24 protein-coding genes, 1 pseudogene and 1 riboswitch are annotated in these 26,187 nt (G+C 35.6%); of the genes and pseudogenes, 5 read left to right on the top strand and 20 right to left on the bottom strand.

The window, feature by feature from the left end:
- Positions 1-30 precede the first annotated feature (30 nt).
- The 3 genes from C2I06_RS06195 to C2I06_RS06185 all read right to left on the bottom strand — a co-directional run bounded on the left by C2I06_RS06195 (position 31) and on the right by C2I06_RS06185 (position 2,895).
- On the bottom strand, positions 31-1,011 hold the full coding sequence (locus C2I06_RS06195) for a ring-cleaving dioxygenase (RefSeq protein ID WP_123257689.1): 981 nt from the start codon (positions 1,009-1,011) through the stop codon (positions 31-33).
- A gap of 144 nt (positions 1,012-1,155) precedes the next feature.
- Positions 1,156-1,911, bottom strand: a complete 756-nt coding sequence (locus C2I06_RS06190) for an exodeoxyribonuclease III (protein ID WP_095328801.1) — start codon at positions 1,909-1,911, stop codon at positions 1,156-1,158.
- Between the two features lie 219 nt (positions 1,912-2,130).
- Positions 2,131-2,895 (bottom strand): MBL fold metallo-hydrolase, encoded by a 765-nt coding sequence (locus C2I06_RS06185; RefSeq protein WP_095328800.1) that lies wholly within the window; start codon positions 2,893-2,895, stop codon positions 2,131-2,133.
- A 178-nt stretch (positions 2,896-3,073) separates the two neighbouring features.
- A riboswitch (FMN riboswitch) is annotated at positions 3,074-3,230 on the top strand.
- A 411-nt stretch (positions 3,231-3,641) separates the two neighbouring features.
- Here C2I06_RS06185 and ribE point away from each other — a divergent pair.
- The 3 genes and pseudogenes from ribE to ribH all read left to right on the top strand — a co-directional run bounded on the left by ribE (position 3,642) and on the right by ribH (position 5,422).
- Positions 3,642-4,295 carry a riboflavin synthase gene (ribE, locus tag C2I06_RS06180; RefSeq protein WP_123257688.1) on the top strand — a complete coding sequence of 218 codons (654 nt, stop codon included), beginning with the start codon at positions 3,642-3,644 and terminating at the stop codon, positions 4,293-4,295.
- Positions 4,296-4,327: 32 nt separating this feature from the next.
- Positions 4,328-4,918: pseudogene (gene ribB / locus C2I06_RS06175) on the top strand (3,4-dihydroxy-2-butanone-4-phosphate synthase); the annotation flags it as partial.
- A 30-nt stretch (positions 4,919-4,948) separates the two neighbouring features.
- Positions 4,949-5,422: a 6,7-dimethyl-8-ribityllumazine synthase gene (gene ribH / locus C2I06_RS06170; RefSeq protein WP_095257294.1), complete on the top strand. Its 474-nt coding sequence runs from the start codon at positions 4,949-4,951 to the stop codon at positions 5,420-5,422.
- 61 nt (positions 5,423-5,483) lie between these two features.
- Here ribH and chrA read toward each other — a convergent pair whose 3' ends face one another.
- From chrA to C2I06_RS06140, 6 genes are all read right to left on the bottom strand, one after another.
- Positions 5,484-6,680 carry a chromate efflux transporter gene (gene chrA / locus C2I06_RS06165; RefSeq protein ID WP_235850205.1) on the bottom strand — a complete coding sequence of 399 codons (1,197 nt, stop codon included), beginning with the start codon at positions 6,678-6,680 and terminating at the stop codon, positions 5,484-5,486.
- 157 nt (positions 6,681-6,837) lie between these two features.
- Positions 6,838-7,281, bottom strand: a complete 444-nt coding sequence (locus C2I06_RS06160; RefSeq protein ID WP_123259423.1) for an SRPBCC family protein — start codon at positions 7,279-7,281, stop codon at positions 6,838-6,840.
- Positions 7,282-7,460: 179 nt separating this feature from the next.
- Positions 7,461-8,414: a tyrosine-type recombinase/integrase gene (locus tag C2I06_RS06155; protein ID WP_095328795.1), complete on the bottom strand. Its 954-nt coding sequence runs from the start codon at positions 8,412-8,414 to the stop codon at positions 7,461-7,463.
- Between the two features lie 209 nt (positions 8,415-8,623).
- A complete protein-coding gene (locus C2I06_RS06150; protein ID WP_095328794.1) occupies positions 8,624-9,277 on the bottom strand; it encodes an ABC-2 transporter permease in 654 nt (217 codons plus the stop codon).
- Entirely contained in the window at positions 9,261-10,145 is an 885-nt protein-coding gene (locus C2I06_RS06145; protein WP_204259877.1) for an ABC transporter ATP-binding protein, read from the bottom strand. Before C2I06_RS06145 ends, C2I06_RS06150 begins: the two co-directional genes overlap by 17 nt.
- Positions 10,142-10,513 carry a GntR family transcriptional regulator gene (locus tag C2I06_RS06140; RefSeq protein WP_095328792.1) on the bottom strand — a complete coding sequence of 124 codons (372 nt, stop codon included), beginning with the start codon at positions 10,511-10,513 and terminating at the stop codon, positions 10,142-10,144. The genes C2I06_RS06145 and C2I06_RS06140 overlap by 4 nt, the downstream gene beginning before the upstream one ends.
- Before the next feature lie 205 nt (positions 10,514-10,718).
- Between C2I06_RS06140 and C2I06_RS06135 the strand changes: the two genes are divergently transcribed.
- Positions 10,719-10,898: a DUF2533 family protein gene (locus C2I06_RS06135; RefSeq protein WP_235850203.1), complete on the top strand. Its 180-nt coding sequence runs from the start codon at positions 10,719-10,721 to the stop codon at positions 10,896-10,898.
- 63 nt (positions 10,899-10,961) lie between these two features.
- Here the strand turns inward: C2I06_RS06135 and lepB are convergent, their stop codons facing one another.
- The 3 genes from lepB to C2I06_RS06120 form a co-directional block, all read right to left on the bottom strand.
- Positions 10,962-11,441, bottom strand: a complete 480-nt coding sequence (lepB, locus tag C2I06_RS06130) for a signal peptidase I (protein ID WP_328587973.1) — start codon at positions 11,439-11,441, stop codon at positions 10,962-10,964.
- Positions 11,442-11,527: 86 nt separating this feature from the next.
- Positions 11,528-12,055, bottom strand: a complete 528-nt coding sequence (locus C2I06_RS06125; protein ID WP_095328790.1) for a GNAT family N-acetyltransferase — start codon at positions 12,053-12,055, stop codon at positions 11,528-11,530.
- A gap of 100 nt (positions 12,056-12,155) precedes the next feature.
- Positions 12,156-13,055 carry a DUF4349 domain-containing protein gene (locus tag C2I06_RS06120; protein ID WP_123257686.1) on the bottom strand — a complete coding sequence of 300 codons (900 nt, stop codon included), beginning with the start codon at positions 13,053-13,055 and terminating at the stop codon, positions 12,156-12,158.
- Positions 13,056-13,312: 257 nt separating this feature from the next.
- On the opposite strand from C2I06_RS06120, the gene C2I06_RS06115 reads away from it, so the two are divergent.
- The gene (locus tag C2I06_RS06115) at positions 13,313-13,831 is read left to right on the top strand and encodes a ribonuclease H-like YkuK family protein (protein WP_123259121.1); all 519 of its coding nucleotides are present in this window, start codon (positions 13,313-13,315) and stop codon (positions 13,829-13,831) included.
- Between the two features lie 45 nt (positions 13,832-13,876).
- Here C2I06_RS06115 and C2I06_RS06110 read toward each other — a convergent pair whose 3' ends face one another.
- From C2I06_RS06110 to gltB, 8 genes are all read right to left on the bottom strand, one after another.
- Positions 13,877-14,650, bottom strand: a complete 774-nt coding sequence (locus C2I06_RS06110) for a TerC family protein (protein WP_095328788.1) — start codon at positions 14,648-14,650, stop codon at positions 13,877-13,879.
- A 103-nt stretch (positions 14,651-14,753) separates the two neighbouring features.
- Positions 14,754-15,497, bottom strand: a complete 744-nt coding sequence (locus tag C2I06_RS06105) for an SDR family NAD(P)-dependent oxidoreductase (RefSeq protein WP_095328787.1) — start codon at positions 15,495-15,497, stop codon at positions 14,754-14,756.
- Between the two features lie 60 nt (positions 15,498-15,557).
- The gene (locus C2I06_RS06100; RefSeq protein WP_047943443.1) at positions 15,558-15,995 is read right to left on the bottom strand and encodes a peptidylprolyl isomerase; all 438 of its coding nucleotides are present in this window, start codon (positions 15,993-15,995) and stop codon (positions 15,558-15,560) included.
- An 83-nt stretch (positions 15,996-16,078) separates the two neighbouring features.
- The gene (locus C2I06_RS06095; protein ID WP_123257685.1) at positions 16,079-16,738 is read right to left on the bottom strand and encodes a peptidylprolyl isomerase; all 660 of its coding nucleotides are present in this window, start codon (positions 16,736-16,738) and stop codon (positions 16,079-16,081) included.
- A 125-nt stretch (positions 16,739-16,863) separates the two neighbouring features.
- Positions 16,864-19,050 carry an AAA domain-containing protein gene (locus C2I06_RS06090; protein ID WP_123257684.1) on the bottom strand — a complete coding sequence of 729 codons (2,187 nt, stop codon included), beginning with the start codon at positions 19,048-19,050 and terminating at the stop codon, positions 16,864-16,866.
- A gap of 88 nt (positions 19,051-19,138) precedes the next feature.
- On the bottom strand, positions 19,139-19,684 hold the full coding sequence (locus tag C2I06_RS06085) for an HD domain-containing protein (RefSeq protein WP_095257302.1): 546 nt from the start codon (positions 19,682-19,684) through the stop codon (positions 19,139-19,141).
- Between the two features lie 342 nt (positions 19,685-20,026).
- Positions 20,027-21,520 (bottom strand): glutamate synthase small subunit, encoded by a 1,494-nt coding sequence (gene gltD / locus C2I06_RS06080; protein ID WP_123257683.1) that lies wholly within the window; start codon positions 21,518-21,520, stop codon positions 20,027-20,029.
- Positions 21,521-21,535: 15 nt separating this feature from the next.
- The gene (gltB, locus tag C2I06_RS06075; RefSeq protein ID WP_123257682.1) at positions 21,536-26,089 is read right to left on the bottom strand and encodes a glutamate synthase large subunit; all 4,554 of its coding nucleotides are present in this window, start codon (positions 26,087-26,089) and stop codon (positions 21,536-21,538) included.
- Positions 26,090-26,187: the final 98 nt, after the last annotated feature.

The following is a 26,187-nucleotide window of genomic DNA, read 5'->3' as shown; positions in this document are numbered from 1 at the left end:
TGTTTTTTCGTTTATCGTTTCGGTTAGCTATTACTTTTCTTTTCTATTTGTGTCTAATGGTTCTAGGATTGCCTCAATATCTGACCGCTTAGACTCTAAAAATGGTGGAAGTGCAAGAGATTCCCCTAAATGTTTTAGATCTTCGTCTGTTGCAAAACCAGGGCCATCTGTAGCAATTTCAAACAAGATTCCATTCGGATCTCTAAAATACAGTGATTTAAAATAAAAACGATCTACATATCCTGAGTTTTGGAAGCGAGCTTCATTCACCTTTTCAATCCAATAATAAAGTTCTTCCTCATTATCCGCTCGTAAAGCTACATGATGAACACCGCCTCTACCAAGGCGCTGCACTTTCAAATCGTTTCGCTCCTCTAGATGTACCTCCGCCCCAGAGCCACCCTCCCCTGTTTCGAATACCAGAATAGGGGGTTGATTCTCCATAGTGGATGGATACGAAGTTTTTAAGCGGAATCCAAGTAAATCAGTTAAAACGCTAATAGTCGCTTCTGGGCGTCTTACCGTTAATTGTACTGGTCCAAGACCTGTAATCGCAAACTCTGCTGGTATAGGACTTTTTTCCCAAGGAATACCAGCCTTCACTCCATTATCGTTTTCATCAGATACTAAAAAGAACCGTTGTGTTTCAAAATCTCTAAATTCTAATGTTAATCTGCCTGCTCCCTCTAAGATTTCTCCGTGTTTAACATTATATTCTTCGAAACGTTTTAGCCAAAATTCTAATGCTTTATCACTTGGAACACGTAAAGAAGTAGCAGAAATGCTGCTTACTCCTTCTCTGTTAAGAGCCATATGGGGAATTTCAAAAAATGTTAGTTCTGTTCCTGGGCTGCCTTGCTCATCCCCATAAAACAAATGATAGACAGAGGGGTTATCTTGATTGACTGTTTTCTTTATCAGCCGTAGACCTAAAATATTTGTATAAAATGAGTAATTTTCTTTTGCTTTTGCCGTCATCGCAGAAACGTGATGAATTCCTTTTAAATTCATTTGCGGTTCGCTCCTTCTAAATATGTATAATGAAACGATATAAATTTATTTTAAATGGATTGATATCTGCACAACAAAACAGGGCATCTGTACCATATTTGTTTTCTAACATGATAGCATGATAAAAATGCCCTGTTTATTAAATTATATTTCTATATCAAGTTGTACAGGGCAATGATCGCTTCCCATTATATCACAATGAATAGTTGCATCTTGGATGCGCTCTTTTAATTGATTAGAAACGATAAAATAGTCAATACGCCAGCCAATATTTCTCTCTCTTACTTTCGCCATATAGCTCCACCATGTGTAGACATCGGTTCGCTCTGGGTATAGATATCGAAAGCTATCAACAAATCCTAATTCAAGTAAGCTTGTCATTTCGTTTCTTTCTTCAGTTGTGAATCCCGAATTTCCAATATTCGGCTTCGGATTTTTCAAATCTATCTCTTGGTGAGCCACATTTAAATCCCCACAATAAATAACAGGTTTAATAGCTTCTAATGATAATATATAGTTTTTTAGTTGTTTTTCCCATTCAACTCGATAAGATAATCTGCTTAAATCTCGCTTTGAATTAGGGGTATATACATTCAGTAGGAAAAAGTCTTTAAATTCTAAGGTAATGGCTCTCCCTTCCAATTCCTCAAAGTCTTCTCCAATGCCATATTGAACAGAAAGTGGCTTCTCCTTTGTAAAAACGGCTGTTCCTGAATACCCCTTTCTTTCTGCATAATTCCAAAACTGATGATAGCCTTCTAATTCTAGTTTAATTTGTCCTTCTTGTAGTTTTGTCTCTTGAAGACAAAAGATATCTGCATCTATTTGCTGGAAAAAATCTAGAAAGCCCTTTTTCACACAAGCTCTAATTCCATTAACATTCCAAGTTACTAATTTCATAAAAATACTCCTAACTATATCAATCTTCTAATTATTAAGGGTATCATGAAATAGCTATTCGTTAAAGGATTATATCTTGGCAGAAAATGACGCTATAGCCATATCAAAATGATAGAGAAAAATAAAAAGACAAATCGTTTTTTTCCAAACACCTATAAATATGGGATGGCAAAATAATGATTTGTCTACTTTTAGTTTACATAACTATATTATGATTAATTAAATTTCTTTTACTAAATTCTCTGTATTATACTGATAAAGAAGTTCCCTAATTCCCTCCCTTATTTCAGCTCCGTACATTGGCATACCATGTCCTGTATATAAAATTTGCGGATCTAGTGCTAATAGCTTTTCTATCGATTGGAAGCTGGTGTTTATATCTGGTGTAAAATATGCGGGTGGACCATGAATCTTTTTTTTCTGGGTTAAAACGGCAAATAATGACTCTTGTTTGACTGTAATCAGCGCATCCCCTGCTAGAAGCAACCGATCCTTTTCTCTAAATAAGGAAATATGTCCTTCCGTGTGTCCTGGCGTATGAATCCATTTCCAGTCATCTAAATATGGTAAAGAACCATCCCATGGAATAGGCTTGATACTGGAATGAAAATCAATGCCATCTCGCGGGTAAAATGGTGAAAGAAAGGACATCATCCCTTTTTCCCTTAATGGCGTAGGTGGCGGATATTTCTTCTTACTTTCCAAATAGGGAATTTCTTGTTCATGTATATACACAGGTACATTCCATTTCTTAACAAGTGTTTGTAATGCACCGATATGATCAAAATGAGCGTGTGTTAGAATGATTGCTAATGGTTTCTTTCCCTTGAAAAGTTGGTCTGTGTTTTTCAAAATAAATGGAGCAGAATAAGGAACGCCTGTATCGATAAGTACCCATTCCTCTTTCCTATTTCCTAGTCCTGCTATATATGCTATATTCGCAATTGCTGTACGATAGCCAAAAACATTTTCTGTAATTTTCATTCTTGTGCCACCCCTTTTTCTTTTAGTGTGACCAATTCGATAAAAGAAACACCTTATTGAGATTATTTTTCCCTTTACTCGAAGTGCAAAGATGGTGCTTGAAAGAAAATATTTGATAATTAAAAGGAAAAGGTGTACGATACAGTTAATTAAATAGTTATGATTACACACTATGTGTGATCGCCTTCGGGGTCGGGTGAAATTCCCAACCGGCGGTGATGAGTGGACGTAAAACTCTAAGCCCGTGACCCGTTTTGTAAGATTTAAATTTATAAAACGGTGGATTTGGTGAGAAACCAAAGCCGACAGTAAAGTCTGGATGGGAGAAGGCAAATAACAATAAACAAAATGGTATGATTGATAGAATGAAAAGAATGAGTCTCCTTTCTTTTTCTGTTTCTGTTTTTCTATAGAGATGTTTTGTTGTATTTGAGATGCAGTAATAAGGGCGCTCACAGTTGAAGTGATCACTGCTAAATATACTGAAGCTTAGAGTGGTCTTTTTTGAAAAGAATGGTGAAATGCCCATTGACAGCGTTAAGTACAAACAACAATCCATAAAAAACAGCTATTCTATCGTCCACATGTTTATTTAAGTATGTATTTGACCCCGTATAAATTTATTATACGGGGTTTTATTTTGTATTTTTATGGACTTTAAGGAGTGTTTTTTTCTATCCATATAATGTTTGACCCCCTGCTATTTAAGAGCTATAAATACACTCTGCAGAAAGGAGGAATTTCCATTGTTTACTGGATTAGTCGAAGAATTAGGTGTTGTAAAGCATAGTAAAAAGACGGGGCACACTATTTCTATAACGATTCAAGCAGAACAGATTCTCGAGGATATGAAAATTGGTGACAGCATTGCCGTAAATGGGGTTTGTCTAACAGTTACTGCCTTCCGTGATTGTTTGTTTACAGTCGATGTTATGCCAAACACGTTTAACGATACGACTTTAAGGCTTCTAAATAGCGGCACAATTGTTAATTTAGAACGAGCAATGGCTGCCAATGGAAGGTTTGGCGGGCACTTTGTGTCTGGGCATGTTGATTGTACGGGCATGATTATATCAACAAAAAAAATAGAAAATAGTACATTAGTTGAAATTCAGATGCCAGAGGAGCAAATACACTTAGTAATGGATAAAGGTTCTATTACCATTGATGGAACGAGTTTAACGGTTTTCCAAACGACTCCAACCTCTATTTTTGTATCACTCATCCCGTATACTTCTAAGGTAAGCGTGATTGGGAATAAGCGAAAAGGTGAACTAGTGAATATTGAATTTGATCTTTTAGCTAAGTACTTTTATTCCTTTATGAATAGAGACAAAAATCCAGCTATAAAAAAAGATTCAACATTAACTGCTTCATTTTTAAGAGAAAATGGTTTTTAATCATAAATTTATTAAACGAAAGGAAGAAAACGATGTTTGATTCCATAGAAGATGCATTAAACGATTTAAAAAATGGCAAAGTGGTAATTGTTTGCGATGACGAAGATCGTGAAAATGAAGGAGATTTTATCGGCTTGGCAGATCACGTTACACCAGAAATGATCAATTTCATGGCAAAAGAGGGTCGCGGTCTAATCTGTGTCCCTATTCAACAAAATTTAGCAGAAAAACTACACCTTCCTGCAATGGTTACTAATAGTACAGATCCGAGAAGCACTGCATTTACAATTAGTATCGACCATAAAGAGACAACAACAGGGATTAGTGCATATGAACGAGCTTTTACTATAAGCAAAATGGTTGATTCAGACGCTAAAGCCGATGACTTTACAAGACCTGGTCACATCTTTCCTCTCATTGCAAAGGATGGCGGTGTGCTAAATCGCAATGGACATACTGAAGCTGCTGTTGACTTAGCGATACTAGCTGGTGCTAATCCAGTTGGAGTGATCGTGGAAGTATTAAAGGAAGATGGAACAATGGCAAGAGTGGATGATTTAAAGCAAATCGCTGAAGAATTTGCTTTGAAAATGATTACGATTCAAGATTTAATTCAATACCGACAAAATTTATTACAAAAGGTGGAATAAAGAATGAAACAAGTATTTGAAGGAAATTTAATTGGGACTGATTTAAAAATCGGGATTGTTGTATCCCGTTTTAATGAATTTATTACAACAAGGCTTTTATCTGGAGCAGAAGATGCATTAAACCGACATGGAGTAAACGAGGATAATATTTCTGTTATGTGGGTGCCTGGTGTATATGAAATTCCCTTAGCAGCCAAAAAAATGGCCGCGTCTGGTAATTATGATGCTATTATTACATTAGGTACTGTTATTCGGGGTGCAACACCTCATTTTGACTACGTAAGCAATGAAGTAGCAAAAGGCGTAGCAAACGTTTCGTTAAGTACAGAAATACCTGTTATCTTTGGAGTTCTTACAACAGAAAACATCGAGCAAGCAATTGAACGAGCAGGTACAAAAGCTGGAAATAAAGGCTGGGAAGCTGCCGTTAATGCCATTGAAATGGGAAATTTATATAACCAATTAACACAAGCTTAAAACACCAAAAAACCTATAAACGAGGCTCTCTCGTTTATAGGTTTTTTTAGAAAAGTTATAACTACAAATAAGGAAGCAGCATCCCGCCCAATGCACCCGTTATAACAACAATCCATGGCGACAGTTTCCAATAGACTAACATCGAAAATAAAATGGCTGCAAAAGCAAAATCACTCGCATCTGAGATACTGCTTGTCCAAATAGGCTGGTAAAAAGATGAGACTAGAATACCAACAACCGCAGCATTTACACCCATTAAGACTCCTTGGATTTTTGGATTTTTTCTGACAAAATTCCAGAATGGCAGTGTTCCCACAATTAATAAAAAAGCTGGCAGAAAGATGGCGAATGTCGCGAGTAGTCCCCCACCCCATCCATTTAAGACGGTTCCAATATAGGCAGCAAAGGTAAACAAAGGACCAGGAACTGCCTGGGTTGCACCATATCCAGCTAGGAATGATGCTTCACTCAACCATCCACCTGGGACAAATTCGCGCTCTAAAAGTGGCAATACTACATGTCCTCCTCCAAACACTAAAGACCCAGAACGATAAAAACTATCAAACATAGCAATCCATTGGTATGAAAATACCTCGCGAATTATCGGTAAAAGAAACAGAAGGGAAAAAAATAAGACTAAAGAAACACTTGCTACTTGTTTTGAAATTGGAAAAGAAATATCCACCTGATTTTGTTGTCTCACTTGCTGCTTATAAAGAAAATAACCAATGATAGCTGATAAAATAATTACTCCTACCTGGGAAAAGACACTTTGCCATAAAAGTGTGAGTATTAATGCAAAAAGTGCAATGGTCTTCCTTTTTAGGTCTGGTGTTAAGTTCTTTGCCATACCAAATATCGCATGGGCAACAATGGCTGTCGCAACTATTTTTAGACCGTGTATCCAACCCGCATTCCCTATGTCTAAGAAATCTATCATCCTAGCAAAGATTATTAGAGCAATAACAGAAGGAAATGTAAATCCTAAAAAAGAAATAATCCCACCGAGGAGTCCTCCCCGTAAAATTCCTATCCCTATCCCAACCTGACTGCTTGCTGGACCAGGCAAGAATTGACAAAGGGCAACTAAATCAGCATAGCTTTTCTCATCCAGCCATTTCCTTCGACTTACGTACTCATCGTAAAAATAGCCTAAATGTGCAACGGGGCCACCAAATGATGTCAATCCTAGCTTTGTGGAAATAAGGAAAATTTCTAAAAAATTTGTCCTATTCTTCAATTGTTGTCCTTTTTTCAATGACAAACCTCCAAAATAATTAGTAATCTTTATCATAATGGACAATGCCTATTTAACCAAGTATAGGAAAGGGAAATTTACATAAAATTTAGAAAAGCATTAAATGATTAAAAGAATATTCCTTTATCACTTAATGCTTTAAGTTAACATAATCATATTATTGCAAATCCTCAATAGCCTTACTAACTGCAATTGTCAATTCTTCTGCGATTTCTTCTAGCTTGGGCTCCATAAGATTATTTGTTATAGTAGGAAAAGTACCAGTTGAATTAATTTCTAAATAGCCTGTCATTTTCGTATAATTAGCATCCTTTACCTCTACCATAAAATAGCCATTTCCTTTAAAATGATCATTAATTCCTTCTAAGTCAAAGGTAACCTTTGTAGGTTCTTTCCACTCTAATATCGTTACCTTCATTTCTATTTTTTTCTTAAAAAGCCCCATATCAATTTTAAATTCCCAAGTTGATACTGTGTCGTTGATGATTTCATGGTTCACATATCCTGGCACTAATGGTGCCCAGTTGTTCATAGAGCGAACAAAATCCCAAACCTTTTTTGCATTTGCATGGACGATAATTGAATGCTTTTTACTTGGCATCAAAACACTTCCCTTATCTTTCATTGACAAACTAATCTTACTTTTATCGTCATTCTTTTTCTGTTCTAGCAAATAAAAGAGATTGCTTTTTAACATACATCATGGATATATATATGCTGTCAAATGTCCGATTATGAATAAGAAAGTCATTTAGTTTACATAATAAAGTTATGATAAACTTATATGTATTCTGAAATTTCCAAGTCCATTGCTTGCTCTTTTTGTAAATCAGATACATGCGTATATTTCTGTGTTGTATTTAAATTAGTATGACCGAGTAGCTCTTGTACTGTTCGGATATCTCGTCCTTCTCTAACTAAATGTGTCGCAAAACTATGTCGTAATTTATGACTAGAAATCCCTTTTTCCTTCCATTTTAGCTCCGGATATTCTTTTCGCATTTGATCAATGATCCGCTCCGTTATTTCTTGAATACGTCTTCTAGATATTCGCTTCCCTCTCCTTGAAATAAAGAGTGCATCTTCCTGTCCTTTCATGGGGAAAATCCTGTTTTCTTCTATATATAATTGTAATTCTTCCATCAACTTTTTCGGTAACGGAATATAACGAGTTTTATTTCCCTTTCCCAGTACGTGAATCCCCCTGTTTTGATTAATGGACGACAGATTAAGAGAGTGTATTTCCATTACCCGTAATCCTGCAAATGCCATGAGTCCAAGGATGACTTTGTTCCGTCTTTGATGCTGCTTTTGGGATACCTTGCCAATCATCTCAAAAAAAGATTTTAATTCGTCTTTTTCCAAATAACTTGGTAGTTTTCCTTTTTGTTCTTTCGCGCTCTCCAAATCAATAGCGGGATTTTTTAGGACAAGCTCATAATCCACTAAACATTTATAAAAGGATCGAATGGCTGTCAATCTTCTATTTCTCGAACTAGCAGAATTTGCGCGCTTAGTTTTTAGTTCGTTCATAAAAAGGGTAACCTGTAATTTTTTTACTGAATTTAAGTCCATATATACTTCTTTTTTTCGTGTAATAAATTCGAGGAATAAATAGATGTCCCGTAAATAATTATCGATCGTAAATATACTGTAGTCCTTATTATCCATTTCTGTTCGAAAGAGCGTTAACTCTTCTTCATACCAAGAAAATAATGTTTCTTTTGTGATCATATGTATTGCCACCTAATCTATATAGTAATAATTCTAGTATACAATAATTCTTAAAAAACCGCACATAAGAGATATTATGCGCGGTAATGATGAGAAATTAATTAGAAGAGATTTAAAACTTTAATGACAGGTATACATTTAGATAGCGGAGTGGCAAATAAAAAAAGAACAGTACCTTTAAATGTACATGTTCTTTCTTTTCACTATATTTAAAATTCTCGCTTACTATAAAAGCTCAGTGAGATAAAATAGGATACTAGAAGAAGAAGAAGAAGTGGAATTATCAGGATTAATCCCAGTTCTGCTTTTGATAATGTCGATAAACGAATCATCGTTTCTTGGATAAATTGATTATCTAGTTTTGCAAAATACTTCATTATACCAGTTGTTCCAAACACTATTACGAAAAGAAGAATAAAGTTAGCCATTTTGGCTTTTAAATAGCCAAATTTAAAAATCATAGGTAAAGAAATAGAAAAACATATTGTTACCATTATTGCTCCCCCTATGAGAATGATATAACTAAAAGGAACATCCAACGGAATGTGAAATAGTTTCACAAGAACATGGATCAGATAAAAGCCAATTGCTGCAAAAGCTGCATAAACATAGATGGACACATATTTTGATAATACTATGGTAGATAGTTTTATCGGAAGACTAATAAGAACTTTATCACTGTTATTTTTATCTTCTAATGCACTTGCTCCCAGAAGGAGTTGATAAGTAATTGCTAGTATTCCAACCATTAGTCCAACTTCTCCAAGACTGGAAAGAGAAACAGAGAAGAAACAAATTAACAATAGTGATAAGGCTATTGATCTTTTTTGGATAAGAATGTCTTTTTTAATTAGATGATACATGACCACCACTCCTTCTTGTGTAAAACACCATAATATCTTCTAAAGTTGGCTTTTCATAGAAATAAGAATTTCCAAATTGCTTTCTTACCTCTTCTTTGTTTTTACATAATGCTTCAAAACCAAAATCATTACTCTTTAAACCGATTAAATTTTTATCATTGATAATCTGTGTGCTATCTTTGCCTTTAACCATAGTATATTCTTCTAACAGCTCATCCTTCGTTTTATTTAAAATGATTTGTCCATTATTAATTAAAGTAATATAATCGGCTATCTTATCTAAATCTGAGGTTATATGAGTCGAAAAAAAGATTGCCTTATTTTCGTCTTGTATTAATGTTTGCAGTACATCTAGCAATTCAGTCCGAACCAGTGGATCTAAACCAGAAGTTGGTTCATCCATAATCAAGAGTTCAGCTTGATGAGAAAGAGCGATAGCTAATGAGAATTTCATTTTCATCCCTTTTGACAGCTCGTTGATTTTTTTATCCATTGGTAGAGAAAAATCCTTAACATATTTAAGGAATGTGCTTTCTTCCCATTGTGAATAAAATGGGCGGATGATGTTCTTCATTTCTTTTATTGTTAACTCTTCATAAAAGTGATTATCATCATAAACAAAGCCAATTCTCTCTTTAATTTTCATACTATGCTTTTCATTATCTAATCCAAAGACTTTAATCATGCCGCTATCTTTTTTGATTAAATTCATAATTAGTTTGATTGTTGTGCTTTTTCCAGCTCCATTTGGACCAATAAAGCCCATTATAAATCCTTTTTTTAAGGTAATATTAATCTTGTCTAAAGAAAAACCTTGTCGGCTCTTCGATACATTGATAAGTTCTAATGTGTTTTCCACTGTGCTCATCCTTTATAAATAATTTTTAATATTTCTTGTAATTCTTCTAATGTTAACCCGATTAGCTTAGCTGTACTGCTGGCTTCTGTTAAATGTTCCTCGATTGTTGTCAATTTGTTTTCACGAAGTATTTCTTTGTTTATTGCTGCAACATATGAGCCCTTTCCAGCGACTGTAACAATAAAACCGTCTTTTTCAAGTTCATCATAGGCTCTTTTAGTTGTAATAACGCTAATTTTAAGTTCTTTTGCAAGACTTCTAATAGAAGGAAGAGATTGTGTTTCTTTTAGTTCACCTGCTACTATTTGCTCTTTTATTTGCTTTACTATTTGCAAATAAATAGGCTCCTCTGAGGAATTGGAGATAAAAATATTCATTAGAAACACCTTTCAACTGTTATATCTGTATATAGTCAGTATATACAGATATAACAGTTGTGTCAACCCTCATAATTAGACAAGTTTTTAATTCATCATAATAATATTATGTAAACAAACAGTTTCTTCTATTTTTATCATTAGTATCTAAAATAATATACAAAACATGCAGGAAGAACTAAATGGGGAAAAAATAAATTCACGCATGAATCAATTTAAACAATTAGACCAAAGTCGCGAGTCTCTTATTGAAGAGGCAATTATACTTTGCAAAACTGGAGAGACACAAATAAATGAAGTTACAGAGCGAATAAACGAATTGGCAAGACATGGTGTCATTCAATTAGAGAAAATGTTACATAAGCAATGGTATGTGAATTTGTAAATCGTTCTAAATAAAAAAACAGTTCTGGACGTGAGCTCCTATCCAAGACTGTTTTTTTATTAATTAATAATTTTCCATAACAGGATAAAATCGAAAAACAGCTTTCCCGACAACAGCATCCTCTGATATACAACCAAGCTGTCTACTATCCATACTATTTTGCCTATTATCCCCTAATACAAATAGATGCCCCTTAGGTACTGTAACTTTAAGATTTTCCGTCAATCTCTGATTAGGAAGTAAATGCTTCTTTTTCTCTTGAAGATATGGTTCGTCATATTTTTCGCCATTAATATAAAGTGTATCATCATAAATTTCAATCGTATCATCAGGTAAGCCGATTACTCTTTTTATATAATCTTCTTTTTCTATTGGTGAATGAAAGACGATGGTATCAAAATGCTTGATTTGGCCAACTTTAGAGACAATCACTCTATCTTGATTTTCATATGTTGGCTGCATGGATTGTCCTATTACCTTAACAGGGGCAAAAATAAAGTTACGGCAAATAAACACAAATAGTAATGCGCAAATAAGTGCAATAATCCACGACTTTAGCTCTCTTTGAAAAGCTGATTTCTTATTAATATTGCTTCCCTCTTTTCTCTTTAAAAATTAGTTGGTTCTATTTAGATCACCATTTTATACATTAAAATATCATCTATATATTCATTTTCTGACAGTTTGATTTCTTTTATTTTACGACCTTCTTCTATAAATCCCATACAAGTATATAAAGAAATAGCCCTAGTATTTGTTGAGAAAACACCTAAGCTAACTTTTTCAATCAGCGGGTTTTCTTTGGCCCATGCTAGTAGTGCTTTTATAAGTAATTTTCCTATTCCTTTACTTCTATGCTTTTTACTTATCATCATCCCAAGTGATCCTGTGTGATTAAGTCTTTGTCTATTTTTTGTTTGAAAGACAATAAAGCCAATTACTTTATTGGTTTCTTCCGCAATTAGGATAGTTTCTCTCTCATTATGATGCAAAATTTTAGCGACCCATGCCTGTTGATCTTCCAGTGTTTGATTAAACTCTTCGATAGTAGTTATCAGATAATCTTCTTCGGCAATCACAGATTGCTGAATAGCAAAAATTGCTTCTGCATCTTCTAGTTTCGCATGGCGGATAAGATATTGATCAGCTGATTTCAATTTCTTTAGCCACTCCTTAATAAATATGAATGTGATGATATTAATAGATTAAACTCCCACTGGAGGAATTTAATTCCATTATAGCATAGCCACGATAAAATTACTCTGACCTGTTTTTCTTTTTTCTATATATAATCCAAGCTATTACAATAACTACAACAGGAATTAAAATTGGTGATAATCCAACAATCATCACGATGACACTTGAAAGGAAGGAAATTAACCCGTTAATCGTGCTCACGAATTGACTTTTTGCTTTTTCCCATGTATTTAAAGACTCTTTATCTTGAATAGAACCCACTTTTACTAACTCTTCTTCCAGTTGGATCGTGACAGTCGAATAGTCTACGTTATTTTTTAAGTATTTCATTCTACCTAATATTTGTTCTTTTTCTGCCTGCACAGTTGCAAGATCATTTGAAATTTTAAGAAGGTCTTCTGTTTTTTCTGCTTGTTCCATTAAAGCTAGTAGCCTTTTTTCCACTGCTTCCTTAGCTTTTAGCCGTGATTGCAAATCCACATATTCTTCAGTCACATCGTTGCCGGTGATACTCTTCTCTGTAACCTTTATACTTTTCTTTTCGATATCGTTTAGGTAAGTTTGGAAATGCTTTTGAGGTATTTTTACGATAATAGTTCCGTTTATATAATCAGTACCACTATCATGAATGGATGATTCCACTATATACCCGCCTAGCTCTGCTGCTTTTGATTGGATATGCTTCTCTACGTTGTGATAGTCTTTCACCTTTAAGGATAGATTCCCATTATAAATAACTAATCGGTCATTATTACTAATTGCTTGACCGTTATTTTCTTTTACCGTTTTACTATCTGTTGCGGGTAGTTCTCCTATTTCATTCTGGGCATCGATGACATTGGAATCAGCCTTTTCATAATCTCTGCTATCAGCTGCTTTATCTTCGGAATTTTGTGAGCATCCAGTTAATAATAATAGAAATAATAACGACCAATTAAATATAATTAGAAATTTTTTCATTTTTTTCCTCCTGCGTTTTGTTAATGATTAGACGGATAAGAAGAAATTAAGTTTCAGTTTAATTCCATTTTTTATTATAAAACTCATTATTATGTTCATCTAAATAAAGACCATTTTTTACACCAATTCAGTATTCTTTGTATACGATAATACAAATTTAGTTACAGGGATAAATCCATTTGATTATCATACAATGTTATAAAAGTGGTGGAAATAACGTTTATACGGAGGGATTCTTTGTGGAGTTAGACAGGCATATGGAAATGACTTTTCAAAACTTACAAGAGAAAAATATGACCTTTGATATCGTTTTTCAGCGTATCCTTGCTTTTATGTCTAGAAGTCCTTCGGGAAATTATCAATTAATGATTGGTACAGATTCACAAGTGCATTCCAAACATACGAAGTTTATTACAGGAATAGTCATTATGAATAAAGGAAAAGGTGCTTGGGCATGTATTAGAAAAGTGATCATACCAAGGAAGATTCTAAGACTTCATGAGAAAATCTCCTATGAGACAACACTTACAGAAGAGGTAGTTAGTCTGTTCACAGAGGATAGGAAAAACCAACTAATTGATGTTGTCCTCCCCTTTGTTTATCAAGGAGCAACTTTCTCGATAGAGGGACATATAGATATTGGAGCAGGCAGAAGAAATAAAACAAGAGAATTTGTCAATGAAATGGTAGCAAGAATGGAGTCAATAGGTATCGAACCAAAAATTAAGCCTGATTCATTTGTTGCTTCATCCTATGCTAATAAGTATACGAAATAATTAAATAAAAAAAACCTGTCCACAAACGGAACAGGCAAAATACATTTATTTTTCTTTTGAAGAAGCAACTTCTTCAGAAACCTTTTTATTTTTGTTAATAAAATGAATGATAAATGTGATAATAAACGCAGCAATTAGAATCCCAAAAAATACATAGTGATCTAATTCATATCCAAAAATGCTAGCAAACATCTTTACCGCGATTATCCCAATTAATACAAAGGCGGTATTCTCTAATTCTGGAACTTTTTCAATGAGAACTAAGAATAATTTGGCAACAGTTCTCATCATTAAAATACCGAGCATTCCACCAATCAGTAGAATCCAGATTTCATTTGAAACAGCCAAAGATGCTAATATGCTGTCAACCGAAAAGGCTAAATCCATTAATTCTACGGAGATAACAGTTGCCCAGAATACGCCGAACAATCTTATTGTCCAACTGTCTTTCTTCATCGCTGAGGCATCTTCATCTTCCTCACCAAGCCAGAAATGCTTAATTACAATCCATGCTAAGTATGCTGCTCCAATTACTTTTATCCAGGTAAAATGGATTAAGTAAACACCAATTCCAATAAAGAAGAAACGGAAAAAATAGGCTCCGAATAAACCATATGTCAATGCTTTTTTTTGTTTATCTGGCGGTAAATGTTTTACCATTACTGCTAATACGAGCGCATTATCTGCTGATAATAAGCCTTCTAAAATGACTAACGATCCGATTAATCCCCATGATACTGGATCTGTTAATACTTCTGCCCACATCTTCCAATCAAAAAATGAAGCATAGGTTGATAATATCTGATGTAAAACGTCCACTTAATGAGCCTCCATTATTATATGTAATCATATGGAAGCTATTATACTCCTATCATTTTCAGATAGCAACTGTAATAAAGGAAAGAAGAAAAAATACCTTCTATTATTCTTCATAAATCATTTTTACTGTCATACCACCGTCTACCATAAGATTCGTTCCTGTAATAAAATCATTTTGCGGATTTGTGAGGAAAAGACATGCTCTCGCAATATCCTCAGGTTTACCTACTCTTTGTGATAGATGCTGTTCATGATCGCTTTCTCGCAGATTTTCATAATCTTTCGTTTCGATCCAGCCTGGTGATATGCTGTTAACTGTTATATGTGCATCAGCTAAACTATTTGCCAAAGCATGAGTAATAGCCATAATTCCACCTTTGCTAGCACTATAGCTTTCTGTATTAGGTTCCGACATATAGGCTCTGCTAGATGACATGTTAATAATCGACCCTTTTGCGCCTTGAGTTCGCATGATTTTTGCGACTTCTCTTGAACAAAGAAACACGCTGCGGAGATTCGTATTTATCACATCATCCCATTCTTCTATCGTTAAATCGTAAAATGATTTAAAAATGCCTTTACCGGCGTTATTAATTAAGATATCAATCTTTCCAAATTTCGCTTGTGTTGTCTCAACCATTTGAATGATATCTGCTTCGTTTCGAACATCGGTTTTTATAAAAATTGCTCTCTCTTTTTGCTCTATAGAATCAAGTACATGTTTTCCTTGCTCTTCATCTATATCAGCTAGGATAACATAGGCATCTTCTTGCAAATAAGCTTTTGCAATTGCTTTGCCAATACCATTACTAGCCCCAGTTACAATGACAACTTTATCTTTGTACATTCTAATCACCAACCATTCATATAAAAAAGCAAGCCAATTTCTCAGCCTGCCTTGTTGTATTTATTCTTCAGTGATTTCCACTTTTTCCATAACATCGCCATTTTTCATTGCTTTTACAGCAGCAATACCGGACGTAACTTGTCCAAATACTGTATGAACACCATCTAAATGCGGTTGTGGCTCATGTACGATAAAGAATTGGCTTCCGCCTGTATCACGGCCAGCGTGTGCCATAGAAAGAGCTCCTTCCACATGTTTGTGAGGGTTTCCTTCTGTTTCACATTTGATTGTGTATCCAGGTCCTCCTGTTCCATTTCCATTTGGGTCGCCGCCTTGGCTGACGAAACCAGGAATTACACGGTGGAATGTTAAACCATTATAGAAACCTTTTTTAATAAGTTCCACAAAGTTAGCTACTGTTCCAGGAGCTTCGTTTGGATATAATTCGAATTCAATTTTTTCACCATTTTGCATTAATATGTATCCTTTAGTTGCCATGATCAACATCTCCTTATTTCAAAATCAGCTTTTATCATATCATCTTTTCGGAAAGAAAGAAAATATTACGTTCCTTTTATCCATTATTCTTTTATTTTCTTTGGTTCTTCATAATCGATACCTTTTGTATCTACAGTAACTTGTTTCATTTTTATCTCTTCTACTGGTTTGTCATTCTTATCTCTTTTTGAAGAGACTATTTTATCGACGACATCCATGCCTTCTATCACTTTCCCGAACGGAGCGTATTCTCCATCCAAATGAGGGGCGTCTGCAACCATAATGAAGAATTGTGACCCAGCAGAATCAGGCAGTTGAGACCTTGCCATGCTAATTACGCCTCTTTCATGCTTTAAGTCATTTTCAAACCCATTCTCTGAAAATTCTCCTTTAATCGAATAGCCTGGCCCGCCTGTTCCATTCCCATTGGGATCGCCGCCTTGGATCATAAAATCAGGAATAATCCGATGAAAAATTAATCCATCATAAAAACCTTTATTCACTAATGATACGAAATTATTGACTGTATTAGGGGCTTTATCAGGATAAAGTTCTAATGTAATGGTCGAATTATCTTCCATCGTAATCGTTACAATAGGATAGTCGTCTGGTGAAATCACTTTTGCTTGTGTTGTATTTTCTTCATTTGATGGCTCACTTTTCGTTGTGCCACAGCCTGACAGTAGTAAAAGAAGGACTAAACTCAAGAAAAATACTATACCACCTCTTTGTTTTCTACTCAAATAACATCATCTCCTCTGTATGGATTCTTTCCTATTTTAACGAAAACGTTTTTATTTGTACAATGAATAACTGATAATAGCTAAAGAAAGAGCATTATCCCAAATCTTCGGATAATGCTTTTTGTTCATGATATATATTTTAATAGATAACTAGCTAAATAAGGAGAATGTATACGCACTGCTAGTGACGGTGGAGTACTGCCATTCACTAATTCCGACGGCAAACCAAACCAAATAACTTTTTCATCAATAATAATGAAAGGAAACGGTATACCAGGAGCTGAACCTATACTCCCTCTATTAAGAAGCTGTTTCCATTGTTGTTTTAATATCTCGTTCTGTTTTGGAAAAGAGGCTATTATTGTATGGTTGGATCGTTTGATATCTTTTTCTAGTAATTCTACTCTTTGTGCGTGCGTCCAAAATAGCTTAGGATTCTTCTTTTGAATCCACTCGCCAATTTGTTGGTTGGTTACCACTTTATTAAAACTTTCTTGATGATTGACAAGCTGTCGGATCGTTTTCTTCCTATCTATTTTTGTTTTTATATAGTTCCTGTTTGCTATATGAATAAATTTTCCTTTTGCCCTGCTGATCGCCACATTTATTAACCGACCGCTTTCTTTACCAGTTAAAAGCATTCCAGGCTTTAAAAATGCCTGTCCTTCTACACTATCAAAGATGATTATATCTCTTTCGCTTCCTTGAAAACGATGAACTGTAGCCACAATTAGTCGTTTTTCCATGATGGCTTCCGGGAAAAATTCTGCTGCCATTGCTTCCATTATTTCTGCCTGCGCTCGATATGGAGTAACATAGCCGATACTCGTTGTTCCTTTTTCACTTAAAGCCTCATTTATAACTTGCAGAGCTAATAATAGATGGATATAATTCATACGGGACTTCGAAGCTCTCTCAAAGGTGGCATATGCGCCAAATTGACTTGAATCTAATAAAATATTGGCATCTCCTTGGAAAGGTAGTTTTTCTGCGATTGCTTTTCTGTTTCTTTCCACCCTCTTATGATCTCCTACAAGGGAATGATAGATATATTTATTGGTAAATTGAGAGATGCTTGGATGCATCCTTCTTTGTTCGTTTAATAACAAAAGCTGAGGATGAAGCGATGAACTATGAACCGTTTTGGCAACGCCTGTCGCGTGGAATACGTCTTCTCTTAACCATTTATCTACTAAAGCATGACGGCTAGTTGCGATAGGAGGTAACTGTTTAAAATCTCCACAAATAATGATTCTTTTTGCTAGTGATGCAGAAAAAGCGACTTGTGGAATATATGCCATGCTCGCCTCATCTACTATTACTAAATCGTATTCATCTTCATAGATGGCTGGATCTGTGGCAGCTTTTACTATTGTCGTGCCAACAATTTTTGCTTTTTGTACAAATTGCAGTTCCCTTTTTCTGATTTTTTCCATCACATTTGCTAATTTCTCTTCCATCTCTAATAACTGAGCAGAATCTCTTGTTGTAAACGAATAAGAAAGGTCTTGTTTAAGTTTTAGTTTTTCTTCAAAAAAATACTGTTTTTGCTTGGCAAGATCCATATCCTTTTTATCTAATAAGGAACTTGTTGTAATTTTTTCTTGTTCAAGTGATGCATTATTGCTATTTCCCCCATAGCGAAGGATATCCCCTATTTTAAATCGGTCCTTTTCTTTAATCGTTGTCGTTATTTCCGTGAGTAGAACATCTACAGCCTGGTTACTTTGTGCTAAGAGTAAAATCCTCTTACCTTTCCAATAACGTTGTAGAGCAACTCTAGCTAATGTATATGTTTTGCCTGTTCCAGGCGGCCCCCACACAAAGGAGACGGGGTTATATTTGCATCTTAAAGAGAGCTCATGAACATGATTTTTCAGTTGCTCACTTGGGTGCTTTGTTTCTTCACTAGGTTGCATTAATTTAACGATTCTACTAAGCTTACGTTTATTTTTTTTAATAGTATCAAAACGGATTTGCAGCTGTTCTAATAGCTCCCAAGGATCATGGGATAAATATGCTTCTGAGACATCCTCCCCAATCTCCTTTTCCAAAATAATAAGAAGGCTCTTGCCATCTGCCGACAATACTCTCCCCCTTACAGCCTGACTTCCCCAGTGGATCATTACATTTGATCCAATTGGAACCTTTAGATTGCTGATGCTTTCAAAATAATACGTAAAGTCATTTTCTGTGTTTAGGAGAATTCCATTATATAAAGCAACTTTCGATTGCCCGTATTTTTTTAAATGATTGATCTCGATTTGTAGTGCTTGCTGCCATTGTTTAATGGTAGTGATAATGTTTGTCATTTTCCCCTTTAATTCCTTTTCTAAAAAAGTCGATTTTTCTATTATAGCATTTAAAAGAAAAGAAGAATAGAAACAGGGAAATCCAGTTCTATCCTTCTAGTTCTTTGCTATTCTTCGTTTGTTGTTCTATATATTCATCAATTTTTGCATCTAATCGTTCTAAACTCTTTATTGCCCGTTCCTTTGTTATCGTACGATAGTGATGATGTCCCCCAGGCTCCTCGTCCTTTTCATCAGCTAGTTTAACAATTTTTTGTAAGGGGGTTAAAATCACGGAACCACCAGGAATGAAACTATCTGTATGGAAAAGAACGGCTAAAGCTATTTCTTTTGCTTTAATTGGATTTTCTCCTAAACGGATTAATAATTTATGTGCTCTTTCTGCCCCTTTTATTGGATGAATGTCATTTTGTCTATATAATTTATAATCCCATTTTCCATCTTTATACCATGTATAGTGTCCCATATCATGTAAAAATCCGGCTTTAGCTGCATTATCGACATCGACATTTGATTCTTTTGCCATTTCAAAAGCATGATAAGCAACTGCCAGAGCATGAGCTAAACCTGAACGTGTAATATATTTTTGTGCAATATGATGATTATATATATCGAGAAGTTTAACGTCTCTCATCTCCGACACTTCCTTTCTTTATATACAATAACACTCGATATTGAGAGAGTGTCTGATAAACTTTATTTGCTTTATCCTACCCGTATTAATCCGTTTAAAAAAGTATTTTTCCTATTATATTATATTTTTTGTAAAATGATAATAAAAAACACTTGAAATAGCTAAATGGCTTAGATTATAAGTTGATTATTAATTGTTTTAAGGAAAGCGTTTATTTGGAATTTTATTAATATTTTGAATGCGTAAAATTTTCTTCCTTTGTAAAAGAGATTTTATAGGTTAGATATTAACGGATATAGAAAAAAGATGTGATATCTCATTAATCACATCTTTTTTCTCGTTTTATGCATTTACAGTGGGTAAAATCGAGGTTCCCATTAAGTATTCATCAACTTTTCTGGCAACTTCTCTGCCTTCGTTAATTGCCCATACGATTAAGCTTTGCCCTCTGCGTGCATCACCAGCAGCAAATACACCTTCCAAATTCGTTGTGAAATCGCCATATACCGCAGCAACTTTACGACTTGTTGTTTCTAGTCCAAAATGTTTCAGTACTGGTTGTTCTGGACCTTCAAAGCCGATTGCAATAAATACTAACTGTGCTGGCCATACTTTTTCCGTACCAGGAATTTCTCTGAAAATAAACGTTCCGTCTGCTTGCTTTATTTTTTCCATCGAAACAGTATGAAGCTCTTTTAGCTTTCCGTCGCTATCTTTTACCATTCTTTTTGTTTGAATACCATATTGTCTTGGATCTTCACCAAACTTTTGTTCAGCTTCTTCGTAAGCATATTCTAATGTGAATACATTAGGCGCTGCTGGCCACATATTTTCACTTGAACGCATTATCCCAAGCTTTGGATGCTTCCCAAATTGAACTACACTTTTACAGTTCTGACGTAATGCAGTTGCTACACAATCTGCACCTGTATCGCCGCCACCGATGACGATCACATCTTTTCCAGCAGCATCAATGAAGTTTTTATCTTGAAAATTGGAATCTAGTAAACTTTTGGTTACACCAGATAGATAGTCTATGGCAAAATGCACACCTTCAGCATCTCTGCCTTCCATTACTAAATCTCTTTGTTTCTGCGCGCCAGTACATAGAATAACAGCATCATACTGTTCTCTTAATTCTGAAGCTGTTATATCTTTCCCTACTTCTGTATTAGTAATAAAATCAATACCTTCTTGTGTAAGTAGTTTCACTCTTCTTTCCACATCTTTTTTTTCAATTTTCATGTTAGGTATCCCATACATTAATAATCCGCCTGGTCTATCTGCACGTTCATACACAGTTACGGAATGCCCTGCTTGATTTAACTGATCTGCACTAGCTAGCCCTGCTGGTCCTGAACCAATAACGGCTACTTTTTTCCCTGTTCTCTTTGCCGGTATCCGCGGCTGGATCCAGCCCTGTTCAAATCCTTTATCAATAATAGTCCGTTCGATATTTTTAATCGCCACAGCAGGATCTGAAATCGCTACAGTACAGGAACCTTCACAAGGAGCTGGACAAGCACTACCAGTGAATTCAGGGAAATTATTTGTTTTCAATAAACGATCTAATGCCTCTTTCCATCTTCCTCTATAAACTAAATCGTTCCATTCAGGGATTAAGTTATGGATTGGACAGCCGGATGTACTTCCCGCAATTTCCATCCCGATATGACAGAATGGTGTTGCACAGTCCATACATCTTGCCCCTTGTCTTTGAAGTACATCATCAGAGAAAGGAGCAGAATATTTCTTGAAATCTTTTAGACGGGAAAGCGGATTTCTTTCTTCCGCTTCCTCCCGATTATATTCGATAAATCCAGTTGCTTTTCCCATTCTGTTCTCTCCTTTCTACTGCACTAATACGCTAATTTTATTTGCTTGTTTTTTTTTGTCTTGTTTGGAATTATTCGCAAAAGCTTCCATTGCGGCATCTTCTTCCGATAAACCATTTTCAAGTCCCTTTTGAATGTTGGCGATCATTCGTTTGTAATCTTTTGGAATAACTTTGACAAACTGTTGAACGTATTTATCCCAATTAGCAAGTACTTGTTGACCTGCTAAACTACCTGTTAATTCAATGTGCTTTTTAATAAGCCCTTTTATTCTCTCTATTTCTGCTTGTTCTTCTAATTGTTCAAAGATTATCATTTCTTTATTACACATTGCTTTAAATTTGTCCGCGTCTTTCGATAAAACATAGGCAACTCCACCTGACATACCTGCAGCAAAGTTTTTTCCGACATCACCTAAAATAATGACTTCTCCGCCAGTCATATATTCTAAGCCATGATCACCGATACCCTCTACTACAACACTCGCTCCACTGTTACGAACCGCAAATCTTTCTCCTGCTTTTCCGTTAATAAACGCTTCCCCACTTGTAGCACCGTAAAATGCAACATTTCCGATAATAACATTATCTTGCGCAATAAATGAATTGTCTGCTGGTGCCTTTGCCACAATTCTTCCTCCAGAAAGCCCTTTGCCAATATAGTCGTTTGCATCACCTGTTAAGTACATGCTCATGCCTTTGGGAATAAAAGCACCAAAGCTTTGACCCGCTGAACCTGTGAAATGTAAATTGATTGTATTGTCAGGAAGTCCTTCCTCTCCATATAATTTTGATACTTCACTGCCAACAATTGTACCTGTTACACGATTAGTATTTTGGATAGTATAATGCAAGTGGAGCGCTTCTTTATTGACAATAGCTTTTTGAACTGCTGGAAGTATTTTTTGAATATCTAAACTTTCATCAATTTTATGGTTTTGTGGTGTTTCGAATGTTCTTGGTCCATCGACTTGATACAATAGTTTCGATAAGTTTAAATCTTTTGCTTTCCAATGCGATTGCGCCTGTTCACTTACCTTTAATACATCTGTTCTTCCAACCATTTCTTCTATTGTGCGGAATCCTAATTGTGCCATTAGTTCACGTACTTCTTCTGCAACAAAACGCATGAAATGGACAATATGATCTGGATCTCCAGCAAATTTATAGCGTAATTCTGGATTTTGGGTAGCGATCCCCACTGGGCATGTATCCAAATGACAAGCTCGCATCATCACACATCCCATTACAATAAGTGGTGCTGTAGCAAAGCCGAATTCTTCGGCTCCCATAAGGGCTGCAAGTACTACGTCTTTTCCTGTCATCAGTTTACCATCTGTTTCTAAAACAACACGATTTCGTAAACCATTTAGCATCAACGTTTGATGCGCTTCTGCTAAACCTAATTCCCACGGAAGCCCAGTGTGTTTAATACTTGTTTTCGGTGAAGCCCCTGTACCTCCATCGTATCCACTTACAACAATTACATCGGCAGCACCCTTTGCAACACCAGCAGCGATGGTACCAATTCCGCCTTTTGAAACTAATTTTACTGAAATACGTGCGTCTCTATTGGCGTTTTTCAGGTCATGAATGAGCTGAGCTAAATCCTCGATAGAATAAATATCGTGATGCGGGGGTGGGGAAATTAATCCAACGCCTGGTGTAGAACCGCGAACTTCAGCAACCCACGGATATACTTTATTCCCTGGCAATTGACCTCCTTCACCGGGCTTTGCTCCTTGAGCCATTTTAATTTGCAATTCTTTTGCGTTTATTAAATAATGGCTCTTAACCCCAAAACGTCCAGAAGCTATCTGCTTAATATTACTTCTTCTGTTATCGCCATTTTCATCTATCATATATCGAGAAGGATCTTCTCCGCCTTCCCCACTGTTACTGCTGGCACCTAATCTATTCATGGCAATTGCTAATGTTTCATGTGCTTCTTTACTTAAAGAACCGAAGGACATTGCACCAGTCTTAAATCGTTTTACGATAGATTCTACTGATTCCACTTCCTTCATATCGATAGGCTGTCGTGCTGAATCAAACGCAAATAAATTTCGTAAAAAACTCATGCTTTCTTCATTTGCAGCCTCAGAAAACTGTTTAAATAAGGAATAATCTCCTTTGCGGCATGCCCATTGTAAGGTGTGGATTGTTTTCGGATTAAAAGCGTGATGTTCCCCGCCTTTTCTCCATTGAAAATCGCTCCCCGAATCTAATGTTTCGTCCATCCCATCTTGATAACCCCATTCATGTCTTTTCGTTGCTTCTTCGGCAATTATATCTAATCCAATACCGCCAAGCTGTGAAACAGTACCAGTAAAATAACGGTCGATAACTTCTTCGCCGATACCGACAGCTTCAAAAATTTGAGCTCCTCGGTAGCTTTGGACAGTAGATATACCCATTTTAGACATTACTTTTACAACACCTTCTGTAATGACTGTATTATATCTTGTTACCGCCTCTTCATAGGAAAGGGACAGCATCCCATCTTTGATTGCTTGATTGTAGGTTGCGTATACTAAATAGGGATTAATTGCATCGGCTCCAAAGCCTATTAAACTTGCAAAATGATGAACCTCTCTTACTTCACCAGATTCTACGATAATACTTGCTTTCGTCCGCAGACCTTTTTTAATTAAATCCTGATGTAAAGCACTGACAGCTAATAAAACGGGAATCGCTTTTTCTTCTCGTTTCATTGCACGGTCTGAAAGAATAAGCAAGGACACACCTTGTGCAATTGCTTCTTCTGCCTTTTGCATGAGCTGATTTAAACTGCTTTCTAAATCATCTGTAAACAAACTATCTAGTGTTCGGGCTGTAAATTCAGTAAATGTATGAGATCGTAATTGTTCTACATCACTATTTGATAATATTGGTGTTTTCAATTGGATTCTATGACAATTACTTGCATCAGGATGTAACAAATCACCTTCAGCACCTAACCAAGTTAAAGTAGATGTAACCAAATGTTCCCGAATAGCATCAATTGGCGGATTAGTTACTTGTGCAAATAGCTGTTTAAAATAATTAAATAAAGATTGCGGCTTATTAGACAAGACAGCAAGCGGCGTATCATTTCCCATCGATCCAATCGGGTCTTTGCCCTCCAAAACAACTGGAAGTAGATTTTTTTGGACATCTTCATACGTATAGCCAAATGCTTTCTGCCTTGCAAGTAAATCCGTAAAGTCTTCTGCTTTTTCTTCTACATTCTCCTCTAGTCGAATAACTTCATCTAACCACTCATCATAAGGATGTGCCGAAGCAATGGTATTTTTTAATTCCTCGTCTGAAACAATACGACCTTCTTCAAGATCAATTAATAGCATTTTCCCAGGACTTAAACGCTCTTTATAAAGAATATTCTCTTCTTCGACTGGAACAACTCCCACTTCTGAAGAAAAAACAATATAATTATCTTTCGTTACATAATATCTTGCTGGACGCAAACCATTACGATCCAATATAGCACCGATTTGTTTACCGTCCGTAAAAGTGATTGCCATAGGGCCATCCCATGGTTCCATTAAGCTACTATGATATTCATAAAAATCTCTTTTCGCCTTTGAAATATGGGGATTCTCAGTCCAAGGCTCTGGGATCATCATCATAGCTGCATGAGCAGGTGTGCGTCCAGAGAGGATAAAGAATTCAAGTGCATTATCGAATACAGAAGAATCACTACCATTTGCATCTAATATCGGCAGTACCTTTTGCAAATCCTCTCCAAAAACTTCTGATACAAATTGCTGCTCTCTTGCTTTCATCCAGTTGAAATTTCCTCGTAAAGTATTAATTTCTCCGTTATGAATTAAGTAACGGTTTGGATGTGCTCTTTCCCAGCTAGGAAAAGTATTTGTGCTAAAGCGGGAATGAACAATAGCAAACGCGGATACAAAAGCCGGATCCTGCACATCTAAATAAAAGCTTTCGACTTGGTCTGATGTGAGAAGTCCTTTATAAACAATGGTGCTAGATGACAAACTTGCGAAATAAAATTCTTTTTCTTCTGCTCTTCCCCAATTTTCAGCAAGTTTACGGATAATATATAATTTTCGCTCAAAAGCTAATTTATCTTTGTTTTCTATGCTTGATTGAATGAATACTTGGCGGACAATCGGACAACTTCCTTGTGCGACTTTTCCGATTTTTCTGAAATCTGTTGGTGCAGTTCTCCAGCCAATAAGTTCTTGACCCATTTCTTTAATATATTCGTTAATTTTTGCTTCGATTATTTCTCTGTGAGGATCATCTTTAGAAAAAAAGATCATTCCTACTGCGTATTTTCCGCTTTCGGGAAGATTGAATTCCTTAAGTTCTTTTCGAAAAAAGGTATCAGGTATTTGAACCATTAATCCAGCTCCGTCTCCTGTTAAAGGATCGCTCCCTTGACCGCCGCGATGATCCAATTTACAAAGCATACTTAAACCTTTTTTCACAATGTCATGCGTCGCTTCCCCTTTTATATGAGCGTACAGTCCGATTCCACATGCATCATGTTCAAATTCCGGTCTATATAAGCCCTGTGCCTTTTCCATTTGGTTGTACGTCATTTCAACCACCCCTGTCAGATTTTCTAACAAATTTTTTTATTCAGATAATTTAATTATACTATACAAATTCATATGTACAATATATCATTTAGATAGAA

The sequence above is a fragment of the Niallia circulans genome (assembly GCF_003726095.1).
Lineage (GTDB): Bacteria > Bacillota > Bacilli > Bacillales > Cytobacillaceae > Niallia > Niallia circulans_A.
This window is presented reverse-complemented; position numbering and strand designations above follow the sequence as displayed.